At 65.8% G+C, this 21,879-nt stretch carries 18 protein-coding genes and 1 riboswitch; of the genes, 8 read left to right on the plus strand and 10 right to left on the minus strand.

Going from position 1 to position 21,879, the window contains the following annotated elements:
• The first annotated feature begins 70 nt into the window (after nt 1–70).
• From mtnK to FJW10_RS06030, 6 genes are all read left to right on the plus strand, one after another.
• The gene (gene mtnK, locus FJW10_RS06005; RefSeq protein ID WP_140899109.1) at nt 71–1,339 is read left to right on the plus strand and encodes an S-methyl-5-thioribose kinase; all 1,269 of its coding nucleotides are present in this window, start codon (nt 71–73) and stop codon (nt 1,337–1,339) included.
• Nucleotides 1,336–2,430 (plus strand): S-methyl-5-thioribose-1-phosphate isomerase, encoded by a 1,095-nt coding sequence (gene mtnA, locus FJW10_RS06010; protein ID WP_140899111.1) that lies wholly within the window; start codon nt 1,336–1,338, stop codon nt 2,428–2,430. Before mtnK ends, mtnA begins: the two co-directional genes overlap by 4 nt.
• Before the next feature lie 237 nt (nt 2,431–2,667).
• Nucleotides 2,668–2,814, plus strand: a riboswitch (FMN riboswitch).
• Nucleotides 2,815–2,891: 77 nt separating this feature from the next.
• Nucleotides 2,892–3,359 (plus strand): 6,7-dimethyl-8-ribityllumazine synthase, encoded by a 468-nt coding sequence (locus tag FJW10_RS06015; RefSeq protein ID WP_140899113.1) that lies wholly within the window; start codon nt 2,892–2,894, stop codon nt 3,357–3,359.
• 161 nt (nt 3,360–3,520) lie between these two features.
• On the plus strand, nt 3,521–4,585 hold the full coding sequence (gene fba, locus FJW10_RS06020) for a class II fructose-bisphosphate aldolase (protein WP_140675387.1): 1,065 nt from the start codon (nt 3,521–3,523) through the stop codon (nt 4,583–4,585).
• 133 nt (nt 4,586–4,718) lie between these two features.
• Complete coding sequence (locus tag FJW10_RS06025) at nt 4,719–4,877, plus strand: peptide ABC transporter permease (protein WP_140899115.1); 159 nt, start codon at nt 4,719–4,721, stop codon at nt 4,875–4,877.
• 113 nt (nt 4,878–4,990) lie between these two features.
• Nucleotides 4,991–5,716: an MgtC/SapB family protein gene (locus FJW10_RS06030; protein WP_140835016.1), complete on the plus strand. Its 726-nt coding sequence runs from the start codon at nt 4,991–4,993 to the stop codon at nt 5,714–5,716.
• 6 nt (nt 5,717–5,722) lie between these two features.
• Here FJW10_RS06030 and FJW10_RS06035 read toward each other — a convergent pair whose 3' ends face one another.
• The 9 genes from FJW10_RS06035 to FJW10_RS06075 form a co-directional block, all read right to left on the minus strand.
• On the minus strand, nt 5,723–6,436 hold the full coding sequence (locus FJW10_RS06035) for an ABC transporter ATP-binding protein (protein WP_140899117.1): 714 nt from the start codon (nt 6,434–6,436) through the stop codon (nt 5,723–5,725).
• Entirely contained in the window at nt 6,433–8,151 is a 1,719-nt protein-coding gene (locus tag FJW10_RS06040; RefSeq protein WP_140899119.1) for an ATP-binding cassette domain-containing protein, read from the minus strand. Before FJW10_RS06040 ends, FJW10_RS06035 begins: the two co-directional genes overlap by 4 nt.
• The gene (locus FJW10_RS06045) at nt 8,138–9,007 is read right to left on the minus strand and encodes a branched-chain amino acid ABC transporter permease (RefSeq protein WP_140835013.1); all 870 of its coding nucleotides are present in this window, start codon (nt 9,005–9,007) and stop codon (nt 8,138–8,140) included. Before FJW10_RS06045 ends, FJW10_RS06040 begins: the two co-directional genes overlap by 14 nt.
• Nucleotides 9,008–9,065: 58 nt before the next feature.
• Nucleotides 9,066–10,250: an ABC transporter substrate-binding protein gene (locus FJW10_RS06050; protein ID WP_140899121.1), complete on the minus strand. Its 1,185-nt coding sequence runs from the start codon at nt 10,248–10,250 to the stop codon at nt 9,066–9,068.
• Nucleotides 10,251–10,287: 37 nt separating this feature from the next.
• On the minus strand, nt 10,288–11,376 hold the full coding sequence (locus FJW10_RS06055) for a GTP-binding protein (protein WP_140899123.1): 1,089 nt from the start codon (nt 11,374–11,376) through the stop codon (nt 10,288–10,290).
• Nucleotides 11,363–13,027 carry an amidohydrolase gene (locus tag FJW10_RS06060; RefSeq protein WP_140899125.1) on the minus strand — a complete coding sequence of 555 codons (1,665 nt, stop codon included), beginning with the start codon at nt 13,025–13,027 and terminating at the stop codon, nt 11,363–11,365. The genes FJW10_RS06055 and FJW10_RS06060 overlap by 14 nt, the downstream gene beginning before the upstream one ends.
• Before the next feature lie 64 nt (nt 13,028–13,091).
• Nucleotides 13,092–13,865 (minus strand): SDR family oxidoreductase, encoded by a 774-nt coding sequence (locus FJW10_RS06065; RefSeq protein ID WP_140899127.1) that lies wholly within the window; start codon nt 13,863–13,865, stop codon nt 13,092–13,094.
• Complete coding sequence (locus FJW10_RS06070) at nt 13,862–14,659, minus strand: SDR family oxidoreductase (RefSeq protein WP_140899128.1); 798 nt, start codon at nt 14,657–14,659, stop codon at nt 13,862–13,864. Before FJW10_RS06070 ends, FJW10_RS06065 begins: the two co-directional genes overlap by 4 nt.
• Before the next feature lie 3 nt (nt 14,660–14,662).
• Nucleotides 14,663–16,057 (minus strand): transaminase, encoded by a 1,395-nt coding sequence (locus FJW10_RS06075; RefSeq protein WP_246674126.1) that lies wholly within the window; start codon nt 16,055–16,057, stop codon nt 14,663–14,665.
• A gap of 157 nt (nt 16,058–16,214) precedes the next feature.
• Here FJW10_RS06075 and FJW10_RS06080 point away from each other — a divergent pair, with 157 nt between their 5' ends.
• Nucleotides 16,215–16,961: an IclR family transcriptional regulator gene (locus tag FJW10_RS06080; protein WP_140899130.1), complete on the plus strand. Its 747-nt coding sequence runs from the start codon at nt 16,215–16,217 to the stop codon at nt 16,959–16,961.
• A gap of 429 nt (nt 16,962–17,390) precedes the next feature.
• On the plus strand, nt 17,391–20,795 hold the full coding sequence (locus FJW10_RS06085) for an acyl-[ACP]--phospholipid O-acyltransferase (RefSeq protein ID WP_140899132.1): 3,405 nt from the start codon (nt 17,391–17,393) through the stop codon (nt 20,793–20,795).
• Between the two features lie 75 nt (nt 20,796–20,870).
• Here FJW10_RS06085 and FJW10_RS06090 read toward each other — a convergent pair whose 3' ends face one another.
• Nucleotides 20,871–21,830 carry a dihydrodipicolinate synthase family protein gene (locus tag FJW10_RS06090; protein WP_140899134.1) on the minus strand — a complete coding sequence of 320 codons (960 nt, stop codon included), beginning with the start codon at nt 21,828–21,830 and terminating at the stop codon, nt 20,871–20,873.
• Between the last annotated feature and the right edge of the window lie 49 nt (nt 21,831–21,879).

Raw genomic sequence — 21,879 nt, forward strand, 5'->3', positions numbered from 1 at the left:
AGCGCTTCCTAGCTTGGCCTCGCCGCCGTGGCTCCGCTATCGTCGGAAACCACGCGCAGGAGGGGAGAGCATGACCGGGAAGTTCGAAGCATTGTCGGTGGAGACGTTGCCGAAGCGCCTGGGCGAGACCAAAGCGCTGACCGAGCGCATCGGCGAGGACATCAGCCGCTGGAAGGTGCGCGAGGTCGGCGACGGCAATCTCAACCTGGTGTTCATCGTCGAGGGCGATCAGGGCGCCGCGGTGGTGAAACAGGCGTTGCCCTATGTGCGGCTGGTCGGCGACAGCTGGCCGCTTCCGTTGAAGCGCTCCTTCTTCGAATATCACGCGCTGACCAGGCAGGAGCGCCGGGCGCCCGGCTCGGTGCCGGCGATCTATCATTTCGACGAGGCCCAGGCGCTGATCGTCATGGAGTACCTGGCCCCGCCGCACATCATCCTGCGGCGCGCGCTGATCGACGGCCGCGAACTGCCCAACATCGCGCGCGACATCGGCCTGTTCATGGCCCGCACGTTGTTTCGCGGTTCCGATCTGTCGATGCTGGCAAAGGACCGCAAGGCCGATCTGGCGCTGTTCGCCGACAATGTCGAGCTGTGCGACATCACCGAGAACCTGGTATTCTCCGACCCGTATTTCGACGCCAAGTTGAATAGGCATACGTCGCCGCAGCTCGACAGCCTCGTCGCCGAATTGCGCGCCGACCGCGACCTCAAGGTCGAGGCGCAGCGGCTAAAACATCTGTTCGCCGCCAATGCCGAGACGCTGCTCCATGGCGACCTGCATTCGGGCTCGATCATGGTGACCGACACAGAGACCCGGATGATCGATCCGGAGTTCGCCTTCTACGGCCCGATCGCCTTCGACGTCGGCATGCTGCTCGCCAATTTCTGGATGGCCTTCTTCTCGCAACGCGGCCATGAGGAGAAAGGCAGCCGCGCACCGATGCGCGCCTATCTGCTCGGCGTCACCGCCGAGACCTGGGCGACCTTCCGTGCCGAGTTCTCGCATCTGTGGCAGACCGAACGGACCGGCATGCTCTACCAGAAAAGCCTTTTCGAGGATCAGGGCGACCTTCTCGGCTCGGAACAGGCGCTCGACCACATGCTGCATTCCATCTGGGACGACCTGCTCGGCTTCGCCGGCATCGAGGTGCATCGGCGCATTCTCGGCCTAGCCCACAATGCCGATTTCGAGACCATTGCCGATCAAGACCTGCGCGCCAGATGTGAGGCCAAGGCTTTGCGCTTCGGCCGCCATATCGCCGTCAACCGGCGCCAGATCCACAGCATCGACGAGGTCAACAATCTGGCCGCGCTGATCGAACAGGAGAAGAGAATTTGAACGTCGGCGAACGCCACTACCGCACCATCTGGCTGAGCGACGACAAGCGGTCGGTCGAGATCATCGACCAGCGCTGGCTGCCGCATGAGTTCCGCATCGAGACGATCGGAACGGTTGCCGGCATCGCCACCGCGATCCGCGACATGTGGGTGCGCGGCGCGCCGCTGATCGGCGTCACCGCCGCCTATGGCGTCGCCATACAGATGAAAGACGATCCGTCGGACGAAGCGCTCGACGCCGTATGGGAGACGTTGCACAAGACGCGGCCGACGGCGATCAACCTGCGCTGGGCGCTGGACGAGATGCGACGGCATCTCAAGCCGATTGCACCCGCGGAGCGCGCGGAAGCCGCTTACCAGCGCGCCGCGGAGATCGCCGATGAGGATGTCGGGCTGAACCGCGCCATCGGCGAGAACGGGCTTGCCATCATCAGGCAGATCGCCGCGCGCAAGCAGCCGGGCGAAACGGTCAACATCCTTACTCATTGCAATGCCGGCTGGCTGGCGACGGTCGATTACGGCACCGCCACGGCGCCGATCTATCTGGCGACCGAGGCCGGCATTCCGGTGCATGTCTATGTCGACGAAACCAGGCCGCGCAACCAGGGCGCCCAGCTCACAGCCTGGGAGATGGCCGGGCACGGCGTGCCGCACACGCTGATCGTCGACAATGCGGGCGGCCATCTGATGCAGCATGGCGACATCGACATGGTGATCGTCGGCACCGACCGCACCACCGCCAATGGCGACGTCTGCAACAAGATCGGCACCTATCTCAAGGCTCTGGCCGCCGCCGATAATGACGTGCCCTTCTATGTCGCGCTGCCCTCGCCCACCATCGACTGGACGGTGGCCGACGGGCTTGCCGAGATCCCGATCGAGGAGCGGTCGGGAGACGAGGTTTCCCTGGTCTGGGGCAAGACGGCGGATGGCAAGATCGCGCAGGTGCGCGTATCGCCGGATGCGACACCGGCGGCGAACCCCGCCTTCGACGTGACGCCGGCAAGGTTAGTGACGGGCCTGATCACCGAGCGCGGCGTGGCAAAGGCCTCGCGCGAGGGGTTGAGAGCGATGTTTCCGGAACGGCGGTAGTCAGCTGATCTCCCCCTGCACGTCGTCATTCTCGGGCTTGACCCGAGAATCCGTGCCATGACCTCCGTCATCGAGCGCAGTGGTGCAGAATTCTGTAGCCGTTGCAACACGTTAGCGTCACGACATGGATTCCAGGGTCTGCGCGCGTCGCTTTCGCTCCTTGCTCCGCCCTAGAATGACGACCGCGATGTCATCGCCAATTGACACTGTTGCCCTCCTCTCCCATAAAACCCGCGTCAATGTTCTCAGGGCGGGGTGAAAGTCCCCACCGGCGGTAAGAGCCTCGGCTCAAGCCCGCGAGCGCCTTCCAGCCTGTCGGAAGGGTCAGCAGATCCGGTGCGATTCCGGAGCCGACGGTTACAGTCCGGATGGAAGAGAACGTACGCAGAAGACGGTCCGCTCGCGCGGCCGGTTTTTGCGTCGTGCGTCCTGATTCTGGTTCGAAACGGAAGGATGGACCCATGAATCAGCATTCCCCAAAAGCCTATGAAACCCGCCGCATCGCCGTCATTCGCGCGCGATGGCACGCCGACATCGTCGGTCAATGCGTGCAAGCTTTCGAGGCGGAGCTTGCCGCGCTTGGCGGCTTCACCATCGACATCTTCGACGTGCCGGGCGCCTACGAGATCCCGCTGCACGCCAAGACGCTTGCCGAGACGGGGCGCTATGCCGCGATCCTCGGTACCGCCTTCGTCGTCAATGGCGGCATCTATCGCCACGATTTCGTGGCGAGCGCCGTCATCGACGGCATGATGAATGTGCAGCTTGCGACCGGCATCCCGGTGCTGTCGGCGGTACTGACGCCCCACAACTACCATGACAGCGCCGAGCATCACCGCTTCTTCCACGAGCATTTCACCGTGAAGGGCAAGGAGGCGGCCAAGGCCTGCGTCGAAATCCTTGCCGCGCGTGCGCGGATCGCCGCCTAGGCCCGGCCAGGGCCGGATTTCAGCCCTGCAACAAGAATTGCGGCCGAAAAGGCTTCAAAAGGTTGCGGTAGCTCCGAAATCCGGCCAGAAGCAACGGGGTCGCCCGGGCGTCGGGCGGCCTTTTCAAACACCGGCTCGAACCAGATACGGGAGACTATTCGTTGGCTCGCATCACACTGAGACAATTGCTCGACCATGCCGCCGAACATGGCTATGGCGTGCCTGCCTTCAACATGAACAATATGGAACAGGGCCTCGCCATCATGGAGGCGGCCGAGGAGACCAAGTCGCCGGTCATCCTGCAGGCCAGCCGCGGCGCTCGCGCCTATGCCAATGACGTGGTGTTGGCCAAGCTGATCGACGCGCTGGTCGAGATCCATCCCGACATCCCGGTCTGCATGCATCTCGACCATGGCAACAACGAAGCCACCTGCGTCACCGCGATCCAGTACGGCTTCACCTCGGTGATGATGGACGGCTCGCTGAAGGAGGATGGCAAGTCGCCGGCCGACTACGCCTACAATTCCGGCATCACGCGCCGCGTCGTCGACATGGCGCATTGGGGCGGCGTGTCGGTGGAAGGCGAGATCGGCGTGCTCGGCTCGCTGGAGAGCGGCGGTGGCGAGCAGGAGGACGGGCACGGCGTCGAAGGCGCGATCAGCCACGACCAGCTTCTGACCGATCCGGTGCAGGCCGAGCAATTCGTGCGCGACACGCATGTCGACGCGCTGGCGGTGGCCATGGGCACCAGCCACGGCGCCTATAAATTCTCGCGCAAGCCGGACGGCGCGGTACTGGCGATGAACGTGATCGAGGAGATCCACCGCCGCCTGCCCAACATGCATCTGGTCATGCATGGCTCGTCCTCGGTGCCGGAGGATCTGCAGGAGATCATCAACAAATATGGCGGCCAGATGAAGCCGACCTGGGGCGTGCCGGTGGAAGAGATCCAGCGCGGCATCAAGCATGGCGTGCGCAAGATCAACATCGACACCGACAACCGAATGGCGCTGACCGGCGCCATCCGCAAGGTGCTGACCGAGAATCCGTCGGAGTTCGATCCGCGCAAATATCTGACGCCGGCCATGGCGGCCATGAAGAAGCTCTGCAAGGAGCGCTTCGAGCAGTTCGGCACCGCCGGCAACGCGCCGAAGATCAAGCCGATCCCGCTGGCGGACATGGCCAAGCGCTACAAGTCGGGCAGCCTGGATCCGAAATTCGGCTGAGCCGATCAATCCCCGCGACCGGTTCGATCCCGGTCGCGGGCATGTACCCCGCCGAAGCGGGGCGGAACTTCAAGCCAACAAAGTGGTTCCTGCTCAGAGACCTTCCGCACCCATCGAAGGGAAGGAGCACGTCATGAGCAAGGATCGCGACGACGAAGGGCCGGTTTTCTCCGGCCAGAATGCCCGGCAGGGCGAGATCATCCTGCATACGCGCGCGCAACGCATCGTCTTCATCGCAGGGCTGGTCGGTATCGTGGTGCTGGCGCTGGTGGTCAGTCTCGCCGCGCATTGAGGTTATCGCCCGCGAAAAGCCGGGTTTACGCCAAGGAACCATCACCGGCTCCGCCGGTTGAACGTCGCAGACGAAATTGAGGCGCGGCGACCGTTTACCGCCATGTCGAAACCATGTTCGAGACGCTTTGCTGCGACATGCCGCTTCATCCGACCTGGCCGGACCTCGTCGGGCGGCTCTTGGTCACGCTGCTGGCAGGCTTTCTCATAGGCTTGAATCGCGAGGCGCGCGGGCATTCCGCCGGGCTGAGGACAACCATTCTGGTCGGCTTAGCGGCCTGCGTGGCCATGGTCCAGGCCAACATGCTGCTCGATGTTTCCGGCAAAGGGCCGGATTCCTTCGTGCGCATGGACGTCATGCGCTTTGCGCTGGGCGTGCTCACCGGTGTCGGCTTCATCGGCGGCGGCGCCATCCTGCGGCGCGGCGATCTGGTCACCGGCGTCACCACAGCCGCGACGATGTGGATCATGACCATGATCGGCCTTGCCTTCGGCGGCGGCCAGTACGGCCTCGGCGCGATCGCGACGGTACTGACGCTGGTGACGCTGCAGGCGCTGAAATGGGTCGACCTCAAGATCGCGCGCAACCACAAGGCGATCCTGTCGGTCTCATGGCCGAAAAGCTCGCCGCCCGATCTCCCGGACATTGTGCGGCCGCTTGGCTACGATGCCCGCTTCGTGGGCATGGAACATGACGTCGATCACCAACGCTTCGTATTTTCTTTCAAGGTGCAATGGAAGCAGCCCGACGCGGATAGGCCTTCGACCGAAGTGCTGGCCGTAGTCGGTGAACATTGCACGGTCGAGCGGTTCGACGTGATCGGCGAGAATTCGTCCTGAGCAGGATCAGGATGTGGCGGCCATCTCCGCCCCTCCGAGATAAAGCCGGTGCAGTTCGTCCGGCGATTGGCGCAACTTCGCGCAATCGCCGTCATAGACGACGCGGCCGCGGCGCATGACATAGGCGCGGTTGCCGATCGACAGCGCAAGCGCCGCGAACTGCTCGACGAGGACGACGGCCAGGCCGTCATCGGCGAGCTTGCGCACGGCCGTCATCAGCCGCGTGACGATGACCGGCGCCAGGCCGGCCGACATCTCGTCGATGAGCAGCACCTTCGGCCGGGTGAGGAGCGCGCGCGCGATGACCAGCATCTGCTGTTCGCCGCCCGAAAGCAGGCTTGCCTTCACCGAACGGCGCTGCACCAGCTCGGGAAACAGCGCATAGGCTTCCGCGAGGTCGGCGCCAGGCTGCAGGCTGACGCGCAGATTCTCTTCGGTCGTCAGCTGCCGGAAGACGGTGCGGCCCTGCTCGACATGGGCAAGCCCTTCGCGCGAGCGAGCGCCCGGACGCGCTTTCTGCAGCTCGCGACCGTCGATGGCGATGGCCCCTCCGGCGACCGGGATGATGCCGGACAGTCCCTCGAGCAGCGTCGTCTTGCCGGCGCCATTGGCGCCGAGCACGACGCTGATCGCACCGCTCTCAGCGGTGAGATCGACCGACGTGATGACCGGCAATTCGGCGCGGTTGATCGACAGGTTGGAAACGACGAGCCTGCTCATGCCGCCACGCCCTCTTCCTCGATGCCGAGATAGGCCTTCTTCACCGCGCGTTCGCCGAGCACCTTGGCCGGTGGCCCGGAGGCGATGACCTGGCCGAAGTCGAGCACGGTGACCTCCGAGCATACGGCCCGAACCAGGTCCATGTCGTGCTCGACCAGAAGCACCGCCGATCCGAACAGCTTCGGGATCTCGGCGATGCGCTGTCCGAGCCGCAGCGTCTCCTGATGCGACTGGCCGGCAGCCGGTTCGTCGAGCAGCACGACGGCCGGGCGGGCAGCGACGACGCCCGCGACGTCGAGCAGCCGCCTTGTGCCGGCATCGACCGAGGCGACCAGCGTGTCGGGGTGCGGACAGTCGAGCCAGTCGAGCACGGCCTTGGTCTCGCTCGCTGACAGACCCTTGGCCGCCAGCGCCAGGTAGCCGCCGACGGTCAGCTCCGGCGCGATGCGGTTGGTCTGCCAGGTGCGGCGCACGCCCTCGCGGGCGCGCAGATGCGCCGGCACGTCTTCGAGCGGCTTGCCGCCCAGCCGCACGCTCCCCCCATAGGACGACAGGAAGCCGGCGACGGCATCAATGAAGGTCGATTTGCCGGCGCCATTGGGGCCGATCAAGCCGGCAACCGTACCGGCGGCAACGCTCAGGCTGACATTGTTCAGCGCGACCACGCTGCCATAGCGAACCGTCAATCCCTCGATGGTGAGGACGGGTCCGGCGGCGCGCTCGATTGTGGACGGCAATTCCGAGGCAGACACGGCGGCGGCTTTCGGCGCGCGCGCCGGCAGCAGTTTGCGGAACTGGCGCCGGAAGGTCTCGCTCATCGTCTCGCCGGTCGACAGCGCCTGGGTTGCGCCGATGGCAAACAGCACATTGCCGATGTCCTGCGGCCAGTCGAGCCGGCGCAGGATTTCCGGGAACATGACGACGAGCAGGCCGCCGATGATCGCACCCTCGGCGAAATGCGCGCCGGCCATCACCGACACCGCGTAGAGCGAGAGCGACTGCATCATGCTGAAATTCTCGGCGACCAGCGTGCCGAGATAGCCAGCGAGCAGACCGCCGGAAATGCCGGCGACGAAGGCGCTGAGCGCGAAGGCCGAGAGCTTGGCGGTGGCGATGCTGACGCCATGCGCGGCGGCGGCGCGCTCCGAGTGACGCACCGCCAGCCAGGACGCGCCGAGCCGCGAGCGGCTGATGAATTCGAGCGAAACCGCGATCGCCACATAGAAGAGCAGCACGAAGACGAAATAGCCCTCGTCGCTGTCGAACAGTTCCGGCCGCGGTACCTGCAGGAAGTCGGTCTGGCCGGGATAGGTCATGGTGGCCAGGATGGTGTCGAAGGCGGTGGCGAAGGAGAGCGTGACGATGGCGAGGTTGATGCCGCGCAGCCGCAGCGCCGGCAGGCCGATGGCAACGCCGAACGGGACGGCCGCAAGGCCGCCGATCAGGATCCACGCCGCTAGGCCGCCAGGCGCCTCGGCGAGGTTGAGATAGCCGACCGTCCAGGCGCCGACACCGGCGAAAGACATCTGGCAGAGCGCGATCATGCCGGTGCGGCCGGCGACGAGACCGAGGCTCTGCAGCGCGACGCCAGTGATCAGCACCGAGGTTGCGAGAAACACCCAATAGGAGGGCAGCAGGCCGGCATAGGCGACGCCGCCGGCGATAAGCGCCACGACGATGACGATCAACGAGGCTCTCAAGCTAGCGCGCTTCATCCCAGCGGGCCTCCCGCTGCGACCAGAGAAGAACGGCAAGCACCACCAGGAAGGGAATGGCGCTGCGATACTGGCTGATGCTGTCGATTGAGCTTGCCAGCCCTTCGACGATGCCGAGCGCAATGCCGCCGGCCAGCGTCCACCAGAAGCTGCGGAAGACGCCGATGAGCGCCGCGGCAAGCGCCGGCACGACAAGCAGGCTAAGCGTCATGAAGTTCGGCGAGCGCTGCGGCGCGATGATCATCAGCGCGAAAGTGGTGAAGGCGCCCGTCATGCCCCATACCAGCAGCGACAGGATCTGCACCCGCACGCCGAGCAGTTCCGCCGCCATCGGCCGGTCGGCCAACGCGCGCAGATTGAGGCCGATTTTAGTCCGGTTGAGGAAGAGGTCGGAAAGGATGGTGAACAGCACCGCGAGCCCGATGGTGAGCACCGAGGCGATGGTCACCTCTACGCCGGCGAGGCGGAAGGCCGAGCCTGGGAACAACTCGGGCATGTTATGCGGATGCTGGCCGCCTGTCAGGCGCAGACCTATGGCGATCAGGCCGACGAGCAACGCCACCGTCACGGCCGCCTTGGTCGAAGCACTCGCTTCGCCGAACCACCGCGTCATGATGTAGCCGATTGCGACGCCGGTCGCCGTGCCCGCCGCGATCCCCGCCAGCACCGAGGGCCAGATCGGGAACCCGGCCTCGAAGAGCGCGATCAGCACGAAAGTGCCCGCGGTGCCGATGGCGGCCCCGGTGAAATTCACCACGGCGACGAGCCGGTAGGTGAAGACGGCGCAGACGCCGAGCAAGGCATAGGTGCCCCCGGCCGTCAGTCCCGCCACGGCGGATGTGAGCAATGCGTTCATCTCGTATCCCGATCCGGAGGACGGCGCGGCCAGCCGCGCCGTCCGGTTCAAGCGGCCATCACTTGGCCTGCGGCAGCACGATCCAGTCCGGGGTCTCGACCTTCCAGGCGCCGGCCTCGAGCTTCATCACCTTGGTGGCCTGCATCGGCGAATGCGTCTTGGCCTTGCCGAACACGTAAGGCGAGCCGGCGAGCGAGTTGGTGAGCGGCTGCATGTCGTGCAGCGCCTTGGCCACGCTTTCGCGCGTCACCTCGCCGTCGATCGAGGCGACCACCTTGAGGAACAGCTCGGCGGCGAGGTAGCCGCCCTGCGAGAAGGCGGTGAGCGGCCGGTTCGCCTTCTGCATGTCGGCAATCCATTGCGCGTTGGCGGCCGAGTTCTTCTCGGTGTAGGGCTCCCACTCGGTGCCGACATAGATCGGCTGCTTGGTGTCGGCCAGCGCCTTGGCAACCTGCTCGGTGTAGCCGGGCGCCAGGAAGAGCCAGTTGATGCCGGTGATCTTCTGTGCATCCACCGTCTTGATCAGCTGCACCACCTGCGGCTCGACCTGGTTGGTCAACACGGCGTCGCAGCCGGCGTCGCGCGCCTTGATGACGTAAGGCGTGAGATCGCCCTGGAAGGGCAGCGTCAGATCGATCAGGTGGATCTTCTGGCCGCTGATCTGTTCCCAGGTCTCGATCGCCTTCTTGTAGGCCTCCTGGGTGCCGCCGATGATGATGAAGAAGGCGCAGAGCTTCTTCGTCTTCAATTCGTTGGTGGCGTAGTAGGCCATGGCCGTCGACAGCGTGTAAGGGCCGACATTAACGGGTGCGACGTTGGGCGAGGAGAAGCAGGCGGCGTCGACGCCGAGACCCTGCACCGAGAGTATCTTCTTGCGGCTGTAGGTGGCGGAGTTAACGGCACAGTCGAGCAGGCTGGCCGAGCCGACCAGCGCTACCGCCTCCTTGTTGTCGATCAGGTCGCGCGCGGCTTGCGCGGCGACCGCCGGATCCGCCTTGTCGTCGGCGATGGTGTAGTCGATCTTGCAGCCATTGATGCCGCCGGCGGCATTGACCGCATCGAAGGCGGCCTGGGTCGCCTTCGGCACTTCGGAGAAATCGGCCGGGCCGGTGACGGTCGACACGGCGCCGACCTTGATGGCGCCATCCTTGCAGGTTGGGCCGGCGGCGGAAGCCGTGCCGGCCATGGTGGCAAGGCCGATGCCGGCAAATGCCGCTGCGAGCAGTCTCGATTTCCAATGCATGTTTCAGTCTCCCATTTTTGTCATGCGTTATTTGTTTTCAGGCGGCAGCCAGCGCCGACGCGGCAATGCTGGCGGCATCGATGGCGGCGAATTTCACCAGCGTGCGGGCGATGGTCTCGCGCTCGATGTCGCGGACGATGAACACCAACCGGGTGCGGCGGTCCGCCGACGGCCAGCGGTCGAGCCGCACCGGCGGATGAAAGACGTGCTGCACGCCGTGGAGCACCAATGGCTGCTCCGGCTCGTCCGTGGTGCGCACGATGCCCTTGAAGCGCAGCAGATTCTCGCCCTTCAGCGCCGCGACGTAATCGAGCCAACGGGCGAAGGCGCCCCACTCGACCGGCTTGTCGATGATGAAGCTGAAGGACCGGATGCCGTGGTGTGTGTCGCGATGATGATCGTGGCCATGGTGGCAATCAGGTCCGCATTCATGGTCGTGGTGATCAGCCGCTTCGAGCCGCGCGGCGATGCGGTTCACATCCGCCGCAGCATCGGCGGGCAGGCTCTTCAGCAGATCGAGTTCGACTTCGCCGTTGCGGGCAACGGTTTGCTCGACGGCCGGTGCCAAATGCTCCAGCCGGTGCTGCAAGCCACCGAGTGCCTCGTTCGAGACGAGATCGGTCTTGGTGATCAGCAGCCGGTCGGCGACGGCGACCTGCTTGGCGGCCTCCGGGTGACGCTGAAGCGTCGCCGTGCCATTCGCCGCATCGACGGTGGTGACGACACCGCCGATGCGAAAGCGAGCCGTGAGCTCAGCTTCGGCCATCAGCGTGTGCAGGATCGGCGCCGGGTCGGCAAGACCGGTGGTCTCGATGATCACTTGGCTGAGCGGTGGCGTTTCGCCGGCCCGGCTCCTGCGGTCGAGCTCCTTCAGCGTGGCGACGAGATCGCCGCGCACGGTGCAGCAGACGCAGCCATTGTCGAGCAGCGTGAACTGCTCCTCGCTGGCCTCGATCAGCATATGGTCGAGCCCGACGGCGCCGAACTCGTTGACGATGACGGCGGCGCCGGCAAGCGAGGGCTGACGCAGCAGGCGGTTGAGCACCGTCGTCTTGCCGCTGCCGAGGAAGCCGGTGAGGATTGTCACCGGTATCCTCGCGTCGCTTGAGGGATCAGGCGCGCTCATAGACCACCCTCCCCTCGAACCAGGTCGTCAGCACTTTTGTGTCGGCGAGGTCCTCGGCCGGCGTCTCCAGCACGTTGCGGTCGAGCACGATGAGATCGGCCGATTTGCCGATCTCGATCGAGCCGACGGTCTCGGCGAGACCGATGGCGCGGGCCGAATTGATGGTGAAGATCTCGAGCGCCGTGGCCACGTCGATCGCCTGCTCCGGCCAAAGCGACGCGCCCGGAAACTCGCCGCTCGGGTTGCGGCGCGTCACCAGGCCTTCGATGCCGTCCCACGGATCGGGGTTGGGCATCACCGGCCAGTCGGAACCGCCGGCCAGCAGCGCGCCGGCGGCAAGCAGGTCCTTGTTCGGCCAGAAGCGCAGCGCGCGCGCCTCGCCCATGGTCTGCTTGTGGCCTTCGAGGAAGCTCGTCGGATACCACAGGAAAGGCGAGAGATCGGCGACGACGCCGAGCTCGGCGAAGCGGGCGATATCGTCCGGCGCGATGTAGCTCGCATGCGCGATGTGGTGCTTCAGCTTGGTCGGCCCATTGAAGGAGCGCGCGACATCGATCGCGTCCAACGCCTGGCTGACCGCGGCATCGCCGGCGCAGTGGATCTTTACCCCAAGCCCGAGTTTCTCGCATTTGCCGATCCAGCGGATCAGCTCCGGCACGGTGACGATGGTCGAGCCGCGGAAACAGCAGCCCAGCACTGCGTCCTTGGTGTAGGGCTCGTGGAAGGCGGCGGTGCGCGCACCCGGCACACCGTCGAGGAATATCTTGACGAAATCCGGCTTCGCGTGAACGCCGCGATATTGCTCGCGCAGCGCGATCAGCTCGTCGCCGGCAATGCCGAACATGAAGGAGGGCTCGACGGCCGGCATGGCCGACACCGACCAGGCGGTCAGCTCGCCGCGATCGTCGAGGCCTTTCAGCGCCGCGAGGATCGGCTGCATGGCGGCGGCGTCGAGGAATGCGGTGACGCCGTAGGAGTTGAGCGTCGCGATCGAGCGTGCCATCGCGGCGCGGTCCATTTCCTCGGTGTAGTGGCCGGATTGCGCGATGGTGCGCTCGACGATGCCGGCGGCGGATTCGATCATCATGCCGGTCAGCGCGCCGGTGGCCGGATCGCGGCCGATGGAGCCCTTCTCCGGATCGGGCGACGACGCGGAAAGGCCGGCCAAGCCAAGCGCCTGCGAATTGACCCAGCGGTTGTGATAGGTGTCGTCGCGCAGCATCACCGGCCGGCCCTGGCTCACCCGGTCGAGCGCCACCAGCGCCTCCAGCCGGTTGAGCTTCGGCAACAGATCGCTGCCCCATTGTCCGCCGATGATCCAGGAGCCTGCCGGCGCCTTGGCCGCGGCCTCGCCGACGCGCGCTATCAGCGTCTCGAAGCTCCCCGTCGGCGGGAAGCGCAGTTCGAAAAGTTCGGCCTGGCCGCCCATCATAAGATGCGCGTGTACGTCGACGATGCCAGGCATCATCATCGCGCCCTTGAGATCGACGACGCGAGTGGCAGAGCCCTTCAGCGCGGCAACGTCGGCGGCCTCGCCGACCGCGACGATACGGCCGCCCTTGACGGCGACGGCCGAGGCCCAGGGCCGCTTGCGGTCGAGCGTGTAGATGCGGCCATTGGTGAAAACCAGGTCGGCGCTTCTGTCGGGCATTCTCTCTCCTCCTCTCCCGCTGGCCGCACCCTCATGCTGGCGAGCGGGCAAGTTTCAATTCACGTCACACCGCCCTGTTCTGTGTCGGGGCGCGGCCGCCGCCATCCGCGACCAGCACCGCGCCGGTGACGAAGGACGCTTCGTCCGACGCAAGGAACAGGCAGCAGGAGGCGATCTCTTGCGGCTCGGCGACGCGGCGCAGGGCGATGCGGTTGGTCAGCGCCTTGAACTCCTCGTCGGGAGTCGAGCCGTTGGCGCTTGCTGCGACCTTCATCTCGTAGACGCTCATCGGCGTGCGTACCCAGCCGGGCGCCACCGCGTTGGCGCGGATGCCGTCGACACCATGCGCGAACGCGAGCGAGCGGGTGTAGGAGACGAGTGCTGCCTTGCTCGCCGAATAGGCGGCGTTCTGGCCGCTGGCGTTGAAGGCGCCGACCGAGGCGATGTTGACGATCGCGCCGCCGCGCGCCTTGAGCAGCGGCAGCGCCGCGCGGCAGACCATCATCGAGCCGGTGACGTTGACGGCAAAGCTCTTGGTCCAGGTCTCGTCGCTCAGCGTCTCAGGCTCGTCGAGGATCATGACGCCGGCGGCGTTGACGACGATGTCGAGACGTCCGTCGCAGGCATCGATGGCCTGGACGATATCGTTGGCATCGGTGATGTCGCCGCGCACGGCGATGCCGCCGCTGGCCTTGGCCGCCTCCTCCAGCACCTCGCCGCCATGCCCGAAGGCGACGACCCTGGCGCCCTCTCGCCCGAACAGCTCGGCGGTGGCGCGGCCCATGCCGGTGGCGGCACCGGTAACCAGGGCCGTGCGGCCTTCGAGGCGCCGGCTCATGCCAGCCCCCAGTGCCGCTCGACAGCGTAGCCTGTCTCCGGCAGGGTCGAGCCGCCGTCGACGACGATGGTCTGGCCCGTGGTGTATTTCGCTTGGCTCGAAGCGAGGTAGAGCATGGCGTAGGCGATGTCGTCCGCCTCGCCGAGACGGCCCATGGGAATGAATTGGCCTAGGCGGTTCGCTACCTCCGGCTTGCTCATCGTGCCGCGGCCGGGCTTGGCGATAAAGCCCGGCTCGACGCCGTTGACGGTGATGCCGTCGCGCGCGAATTCGAAGGCGGCGCCACGGATGAAGGCGTTGACGCCGGCCTTGGCGGCCGAATAGTGCGCGCCGCCGGCCATGGCAACGCGCGCCGAAACCGACGAGGTGACCAGGATGCGGCCGAAACGGTTGGCGCGCATTGCGGGCGCCGCCGCCTGCGCCAGCCAGAAACAGGCTTTCAGGTTGATAGCCAGCGCCTCTTCCAGCTTGTCCTCATCGAGCTCCTCGACCGAGGCCCAGGGGCAGCCGCCGACATTGTGGACGACGATGTCGAGCCGGCCGGCCTCGCGCGCGACATTGCCGACAAGTGTGTGAACCGCGGCGCGGTCGAGCCCGGGAAGCGCAACGGCGCGTGCGGACAGGCCGCGTGCGGAGAGCTCCGCGGCAAGTGCCTCGGCGACATCGAGCGTTCGATTGGCAATGACCACCGAGGCGCCGGCCTCGGCAAAGCGCGTGACGATGGCGGCACCGATGCCGCGCCCGCCGCCGGTCACCAGCGCCACCCTGCCCGTGAGATCGAACGGGGTCGCCATCGTTCAGACGACGCCCGCGCCACGGACGAGATCGACGAAACGGCCGAAGACCTCCGTATGGCGGTCGATATCGGCCGGCGACGTCGCCGGGCACATCAGGAACATGGTGTGGAAGGGCGTCACCAGTATGCCTTCGTTCATGTAGAAGGCATGCAGCAGCGTCTCGAGGTCGCCGCGCCGGCCGGCGATAACGTCGGCGCCGCTGCGCGGCGGGGTCGGCGTGAACATGATCTCGGCGCGGGCGCCGGTCTGCGTCACGTGCCAGGGCAATTTGTTCCCGGCGATGATTTTCCTCGCGGCTTCGGCAAGGCGCGTGGCGTTGGCGATCATCCGCTCGAAATTGGCCGGCGTGAGCACTTCTTCCAGCACCGCGCGCATAGTGGCGACGGTGAGCGCGTTGCCGGCCAGCGTGCCGCCGATGCCGAGATGCGCCGACTGGCGCACGCGCGGATTGACCATCGGCACGATCTTCCACAGCCGCTCGGCAATCTCCCGCGAGACGCCGAAGATGCCGGCCGGAATGCCGCCGGCGATCGCCTTGCCGGCCACCAGCATGTCCGGCTCCAGCCCGTGCAGCGCGGTGTAGCCGCCAGGCCCGCTGGAGATGGTGTGCGTCTCGTCGATGATCAGCACCGTGCCGGTGCGGCGCGTGATCTCGCGCAGCGCCGTGTGAAAACCCTCGGCGACCGGGATCATGCCGAAATTGGTCATCAGCGGCTCGGTCAGGACGCAGGCGACGTCACCATGCGACAGTGCTTCTTCCAGCGCCGCGACGTCATTGAACTCGACCACCCTGGAGACGGCCGAATGATCGACGCCGTTCGGGTGGATCATGTTGCGCATGCCGATCTTGCCGTCGCGGATCTCGACATGCGCCTCCTCGACGCCGCCATGATAGCAGCCGGAGAAGACCAGCACTTTCGGGCGCCCAGTGATCATGCGCGCGATGCGGATGGCGCCGCGATTGGCGTCGGTGGCAGAGGTTGTCAGCGTCCAGTAAGGCAGGCCGAAACGGCGTGTGAGCTCGGCGCCGACCCAGAGGCTGTCCTCGGTGGGCAGCATCATCGTCGTGCCGTTCTGCAATTGGTGGATTGCCGCGCGCGTCACCGCTTCGGGCGCATGGCCGCACATGCCGCCGGTGTCGCCAAGCGCGAAGTCGATATAGTCATGCCCGTCGATGTCGCGGATATGCGCGCCACGAGCCGAAGCGGCATAGACCGGGAAGCCGCCGGCCCAGCGGCGCATCCAGTGCGACGGCCCGCCATAGAGGAAATGCGCCTTGCCCTCTTCCCAGGCCGCCGCCGAGCGCGGATGCGTGTCGAGGAACCGCGCCTGCTCGCGGTCGAGCAGGTCTTCGATCGTTGCTGATTGCAAAGCGGTCTTGCTGGCGGCCGTCACGGCGCTGAACTCTCCCTGGCGCGCCAAATTCGGGGGCGCGTAGCCGTTCCCAATCGGTTCACTATTTGAACCAGCGTTTTGTATGTTATAGACACACTGAAGGCAGGAAGAGCGCCTGTCAAGTTAATTCACATGCGAAGTATCTGGAGAATGCGCGATGAGCACGGTGGGCAAGGCGGTGTCGCTGCTGGAGCTGTTCACGCTGCACGAACCGGAGATCGGCCTCTCCGACCTCGCGCGCCGCGCCGGCCTCGACAAGGCCACCGTCAGGCGGCTTCTGATAGCGCTTGCCGCGCACCGGCTGATCGAGCAGGAGCCGCGCAGCCGCCGCTACCGGTTGGGCGCCGGCCTGTCGCGGCTGGCGCGCATCCGCGACGCGCATTTCCCTTTCGTGCGGCTGGCCGCGCCGGTCATCCGCGAGCTGTCGCTCGAAACCGGCGAGACGGTGCATCTGTCCGAGTTCAGCGCCGGCGCGCTGCTTACGCTGCATGTCGAGCTATCGGCCAAGGCCAATCGCGTCAATGTCGATGTCGGCCAGGTGCTGCCGCTGCACGGCACCGCCTCGGGCATCGCGTTCCTTGCCGCCTCACGCCTGGAAGCGGTCGGCGCCTATTTGGGAAAGCCGCTGCAGGCCTTCACCTCGTTCACGATGACGCAGCCGGACGACCTGGTGAAAGCCATCGCGCTTGCCGCTTCACGCGGCTATTCGCGCAGCGCCCAAGGCTATGAGGAAGGCGTGCACAGCATTGGCGCGGCCATTCTCGGCGCCGACGGCCAGCCGATCGGCACGCTGGCCGTCGCCTCGCCTGTCTCGCGCGTCGACGATGCGATAGCGACCGGACAAGGCGAGGCGGCGGTCAGGGCAGCCAGGCTGATCTCGGCGCGGCTGACCGGCGAGGCCTGAGGCGCCCCACCAGCGCTCAAAGCCCATGGACCTCTGCTCTGAGGCATTTTTAAGCTACGCGTTCCGTTGTGAACATCGTTCATTTTTTTCTTGAACGCGGTTCACGATATGCTATGGTGCATCCGTGAACAACGTTCAAAGCGATATATCCGGCCCGAAGCAGACCGGCGTCGATCCGGCTTAACGCTGAAACGAAAGGGACCCTATCGATGCTCGCCGACAGCCAAGCCCGCAAACAGTCAAGTGCCTGGAAGGCCTCGAGACCGATCATGGACGACAGATTCCAGCCGCCAAGAACAAGAAACAAATGGATTGGATTGAACCGCAATAACGAAGTTTAACCGCTTCCCGATAAACAAGGCTCAAACCGCGCAAATTTCCGCTCAGTCCAATCGGATTGCCAGCCGGACTTGCCCAATGGAAATTGCCATGAACACCCATCTGATGATGTCGCGGCGCTTCGCGCCTCTCTTCTGGACGCAATTCCTCTCGGCCTTCAACGACAATTTCCTGAAGAACACGCTGGTGTTCCTCATTCTCTTCACGCTGGCGAAGGATCAGGCCGCGTCGCTGGTGACGCTGGCCGGCGCCGTGTTCATGGCGCCCTTCCTGCTGCTTTCCGCGCTTGGCGGCGAGATCGCCGACCGCTTCGACAAGGCGCTGATCGCGCGCCGACTGAAATTCACCGAGATCGCCGCGGCCGCCGTCGCCGTCGTCGGCATCGCGCTGTCCTCGATCCCGGTGCTGATGACGGCACTCTTGATGTTCGGCATCATCTCGGCGCTGTTCGGGCCGATCAAGTACGGCATCCTGCCGGATCACCTGGAGCGCAAGGAACTGCCCAAAGCCAATGCCTGGATCGAATCGGCGACCTTCGCCGCAATCCTCGGCGGCACCATCGCCGGCGGCGTCGTTTCCGCCGACGGCATCGGGGTCGCGGTGTTCGGGCCGATCATGATGGCTTTGGCCGTTGGCTGCTGGCTGGTCAGCCGCTACATACCCGCCACCGGTTCGGCGGCGCCCAACCTCGTCATCGACAAGAACATCTTGCGCTCGACCTGGCGGCAGGTCGCCGAATTGCGCACCGACACGCGCATCTGGCGCGCCGGCCTGATGACCTCGTGGTTCTGGCTGGTCGGCGCGATCGTGCTTTCGATCCTGCCGGCGCTGATCAAGGATTCGCTCGGCGGCAACGAGATCGCCGTCACCGCCTATCTCGCCGTGTTCGCCGTCTCGATCGCCGTCGGCTCGGCGATCGCCGCCTGGATGTCGCAAGGGCGCATGGTGCTGTTGCCGGCGCCGGTCGGCACGGCGCTGCTGGCGCTGTTCGGCCTGCATCTCGCATGGACCATCGGCAGCATGCGGCCTTCGCCGACAGCTGCTAGCCTTTCGGCCTTCTTCGCCGGCCCCAACACCATCCGCGTCGCCATCGACCTCGCCGGCATGGCGATTGCCGCCGCCTTCCTGGTGGTGCCGACCTTCGCCGCCGTGCAGGCCTGGTCGCCCGAGGCGCGCCGCGCCCGCGTCGTCGCGGCGGTCAGCATCGTCAATGCCGGCTTCATGACCGTCGGCGGCATCCTCGTCGCGGCCATCCAGGCCGCCGGCGTCTCCATCGCGGGCATCCTGTTCGGCCTCGTCGTGGCCAACGCCGTCGCCGCCTGGCTGATGCTGAAATACCTGCCGACCAATCCCTTCCGGGATTTCGTCTCGATCCTGTTCCGCGCCTTCCTGCGCCTGGAGGTCGAAGGACTGGACAACCTAAAGGCCGCCGGCAAGGCGCCGATCCTGGCGCTCAACCATGTCAGCTTCCTCGACGGCCCGCTCGCGCTGACGCTGACCGACGAGGAGCCGGTCTTCGCCATCGACTACACGATCGCCCAGGCCTGGTGGATGAAGCCGTTCATGAAGCTCGCCCGCGCACTGCCGCTCAATCCGGCGAAGCCGATGTCGACCCGCACGCTGATCAAGATCGTGCAGGGCGGCGATCCGCTGGTCATCTTCCCCGAGGGACGCATCACCGTCACCGGCGGCCTGATGAAGGTCTATGACGGCGCCGCCATGGTCGCCGACAAGACCGGCTCGATGGTGGTGCCGGTGCGCATCGAGGGGCTGGAGAAGAGCTACTTCTCGCGGCTCTCCTCGCAACATGTGCGCCGCCGCCTGTTCCCGAAGGTCAAGGTGACCATCCTGGAGCCGGTGAAGCTCGAAGTCCCGCAGGAATTGAAGGGCCGCCAGCGGCGCGCCGCGGCGGGCTCCGCGCTCTACCAGGTGATGTCGGACCTGGTCTTCCGCACCCAGGACATCGACAAGACCGTTCTGGAGAAGATCATCGAGACGGCCAACGAGCGCGGCATGAAAGAGCTCGCCGTGCAGGATCCGGTCACCGGTTCGCTGAGTTATGGCAAGCTGCTCACCGCCGCCGCCGTGCTCGGCGAGAAGTTCGAGCATCTCTATGCCGGACAGCAGACGCTGGGCATCATGCTGCCCAACGCCAACGGCGCCTGCGCGGCACTTCTCGGCGTCATGTCGGCCGGCAAGGTTCCGGCGATGATCAACTTCACCGCGGGCGCCGCGAACATCCTGTCGGCCTGCAAGGCGGCCGAGGTGCGCACCGTGCTCACCTCCCGCGCCTTCGTCGAACAGGCAAAGCTCGGGCCGATGGTCGAGGAGATCGGCCGCTCGGTCGACATCGTCTGGCTCGACGATCTGCGGGCCACGATCGGTCTCAAGGACAAACTGCTCGGCCTGTTGCGCAAGGCGACGCCGCGGGTGGCGCGCAAGGCGGACGATCCGGCGGCGATCCTGTTCACCTCGGGCTCCGAAGGCACCCCCAAGGGCGTGGTGCTCACCCATCGCAACATCCTTGCCAACGCCGCCCAGGCCGCCGCGCGCATCGACTTCCATTCGGGCGACAAGGTGTTCAACGTGCTGCCGATCTTCCACTCCTTCGGCATGACGGCGGGCACGGTGCTGCCGCTGATCTCCGGCGTGCCGGTCTATTTCTACCCCTCGCCGCTGCACTACCGCATCGTGCCGGAGCTGATCTATGCCTCGAACGCGACGATCATCTTCGGCACCGATACGTTCCTCGCCGGTTATGCCCGCACGGCGCATCCTTACGACTTCCGTTCGGTGCGCTACTGCTTCGCCGGCGCCGAGCCGGTCAAGGCCGCCACGCGCACGACCTATATGGAGAAGTTCGGCCTGCGCATCCTGGAAGGCTACGGCGTGACAGAAACCGCGCCGGTGATCGCCATCAACACGCCGATGTACAACAAGTCGGGCAGCGTCGGCAAAATCATGCCCGGCATGGAACATCGCCTCGAGCCGGTGCCCGGCGTCGATGAGGGCGGCCGGCTGTTCGTGCGCGGTCCGAACGTCATGGCCGGCTATCTGCGCGCCGAGAACCCAGGCGTGATCGAACCGCTGGCCGACGGCTGGCATGACACCGGCGACGTCGTCACCGTCGACGATGCGGGCTTCATCTCGATCCGCGGCCGCGCCAAGCGCTTCGCCAAGATCGCCGGCGAAATGGTGTCTCTTGCCGCGATCGAAGCGCTGGCCGGCGATCTGTGGAAAGGCTCGCTGTCGGCCGTCGCCACGGTGCCGGACGCGCGCAAGGGCGAGAAGCTGATCCTGATCACGGAAGCTGCGGGTGCCACCCGCGCGGACTTCCTTGCCTTCGCCAAGGCAAACGGCGCCATGGACCTGATGGTGCCGGCCGAAGTGCGCGTCGTGCCGAAAGTGCCGGTGCTCGGCTCCGGCAAGCTCGACTTCGCCGGGGTGACCAGGATGGTGCGCGGTGCGGAAGAGCTGAAGGTCAAGGCGGCCTGAGCTGAATGGACGAACAGGCCGGCGACAAGCGCGGGCCTGTTCATCCCGGCCGGCAGGTCCGGCCGAGATGTCTGCTCAGGCCGCGTATCTTGCCATGACGGGCTGCCTCGACCACTGCGCGTACCAGGTGTCGAACAGCTTGAGCTGCTGTTCGGCATAGCCGCGCTGGCTGTCGCTCAGCGCATCCGTCTCGTTGAAGTGCAGGCTGTATTCGGGGCCACCCTTCAGCACCATCATGTGCTTGAAATAGAGCACGAGGTCCGGTCCCTCGTCGAAAGAGGACAGCACGGCCAACGCCGCGTCCAGTTCCTGCGCCAGCCGGCGCGCTTCGGCATCGCCCTTGGCTGCCGCCTGGCTGAGGCCGACGAGATGCAGCACTTCCTTGGGCAGGACATTGCCGATGCCGGTGATGGCGCCGGACGCGCCGCAATTGACGAAACCGTGGAAGACGGCGGTGTCGACGCCGATCATCAGCGCAACCTCATCGTCCCGGCTGGTGATGTTTTCCGCCGCGTAGCGCAGATCCGACGGCCCGCCGAACTCCTTGAAGCCGACAAGGTTCGAATGCTCGGCGCGCAACGCGAAGAAGAGATCGGCGCGCGTGGCAAAGCCGTAATAGGGGCTGTTGTAGATGACGGCCGGCAGGTCGGGGGCGGCGGCAAGGATCGCCTTGAAGTGGTGACGCTGCGCCGTCACCGACGGCCCGCGCGACAGAACGCGCGGGATCACCATCAGGCCCCGCGCGCCGACCTTTTGCGCATGGGCGGCATGCGCCACGGCGCTGGCGGTGTTGACCGCGCCTGTGCCGACGATCACCGGAACGCCCGCCTTGACCAGGCGCTCGACGCCTTCCATGCGCTGCGCGTCGGTCAAGAGCGGCCAGTCGCCCATGGAGCCGCAATAGACGACCGCCGACATGCCGGCGGCGATCAGCTCGCGCCCCTTGCGCACCAGCGCGTCGAAGTCTGGAAGGCGGTCATCGGTGCAGGGCGTCATCAACGCCGGCATGCAGCCGGAAAAAACATTGGCGGTCATTTCGAAGTCTCCTTGAGGCAGGCATGCAGATTGACCAGTTTGGCCCGAC

Source organism: Mesorhizobium sp. B4-1-1, assembly GCF_006439375.1.
GTDB lineage: Bacteria > Pseudomonadota > Alphaproteobacteria > Rhizobiales > Rhizobiaceae > Mesorhizobium.

Bases quoted from the DNA above. Each gene is read 5' to 3' on its own strand.
- mtnK (WP_140899109.1), top strand. From the start codon at position 71: ATGACCGGGAAGTTCGAAGCATTGTCGGTGGAGACGTTGCCGAAGCGC.
- FJW10_RS06015 (WP_140899113.1), top strand. From the start codon at position 2,892: ATGAATCAGCATTCCCCAAAAGCCTATGAAACCCGCCGCATCGCCGTC.
- FJW10_RS06025 (WP_140899115.1), top strand. From the start codon at position 4,719: ATGAGCAAGGATCGCGACGACGAAGGGCCGGTTTTCTCCGGCCAGAAT.
- FJW10_RS06030 (WP_140835016.1), top strand. From the start codon at position 4,991: ATGTTCGAGACGCTTTGCTGCGACATGCCGCTTCATCCGACCTGGCCG.
- FJW10_RS06035 (WP_140899117.1), bottom strand. From the start codon at position 6,436: ATGAGCAGGCTCGTCGTTTCCAACCTGTCGATCAACCGCGCCGAATTG.
- FJW10_RS06040 (WP_140899119.1), bottom strand. From the start codon at position 8,151: ATGAAGCGCGCTAGCTTGAGAGCCTCGTTGATCGTCATCGTCGTGGCG.
- FJW10_RS06045 (WP_140835013.1), bottom strand. From the start codon at position 9,007: ATGAACGCATTGCTCACATCCGCCGTGGCGGGACTGACGGCCGGGGGC.
- FJW10_RS06050 (WP_140899121.1), bottom strand. From the start codon at position 10,250: ATGCATTGGAAATCGAGACTGCTCGCAGCGGCATTTGCCGGCATCGGC.
- FJW10_RS06055 (WP_140899123.1), bottom strand. From the start codon at position 11,376: ATGAGCGCGCCTGATCCCTCAAGCGACGCGAGGATACCGGTGACAATC.
- FJW10_RS06060 (WP_140899125.1), bottom strand. From the start codon at position 13,027: ATGCCCGACAGAAGCGCCGACCTGGTTTTCACCAATGGCCGCATCTAC.
- FJW10_RS06065 (WP_140899127.1), bottom strand. From the start codon at position 13,865: ATGAGCCGGCGCCTCGAAGGCCGCACGGCCCTGGTTACCGGTGCCGCC.
- FJW10_RS06070 (WP_140899128.1), bottom strand. From the start codon at position 14,659: ATGGCGACCCCGTTCGATCTCACGGGCAGGGTGGCGCTGGTGACCGGC.
- FJW10_RS06080 (WP_140899130.1), top strand. From the start codon at position 16,215: ATGAGCACGGTGGGCAAGGCGGTGTCGCTGCTGGAGCTGTTCACGCTG.
- FJW10_RS06085 (WP_140899132.1), top strand. From the start codon at position 17,391: ATGAACACCCATCTGATGATGTCGCGGCGCTTCGCGCCTCTCTTCTGG.
- FJW10_RS06090 (WP_140899134.1), bottom strand. From the start codon at position 21,830: ATGACCGCCAATGTTTTTTCCGGCTGCATGCCGGCGTTGATGACGCCC.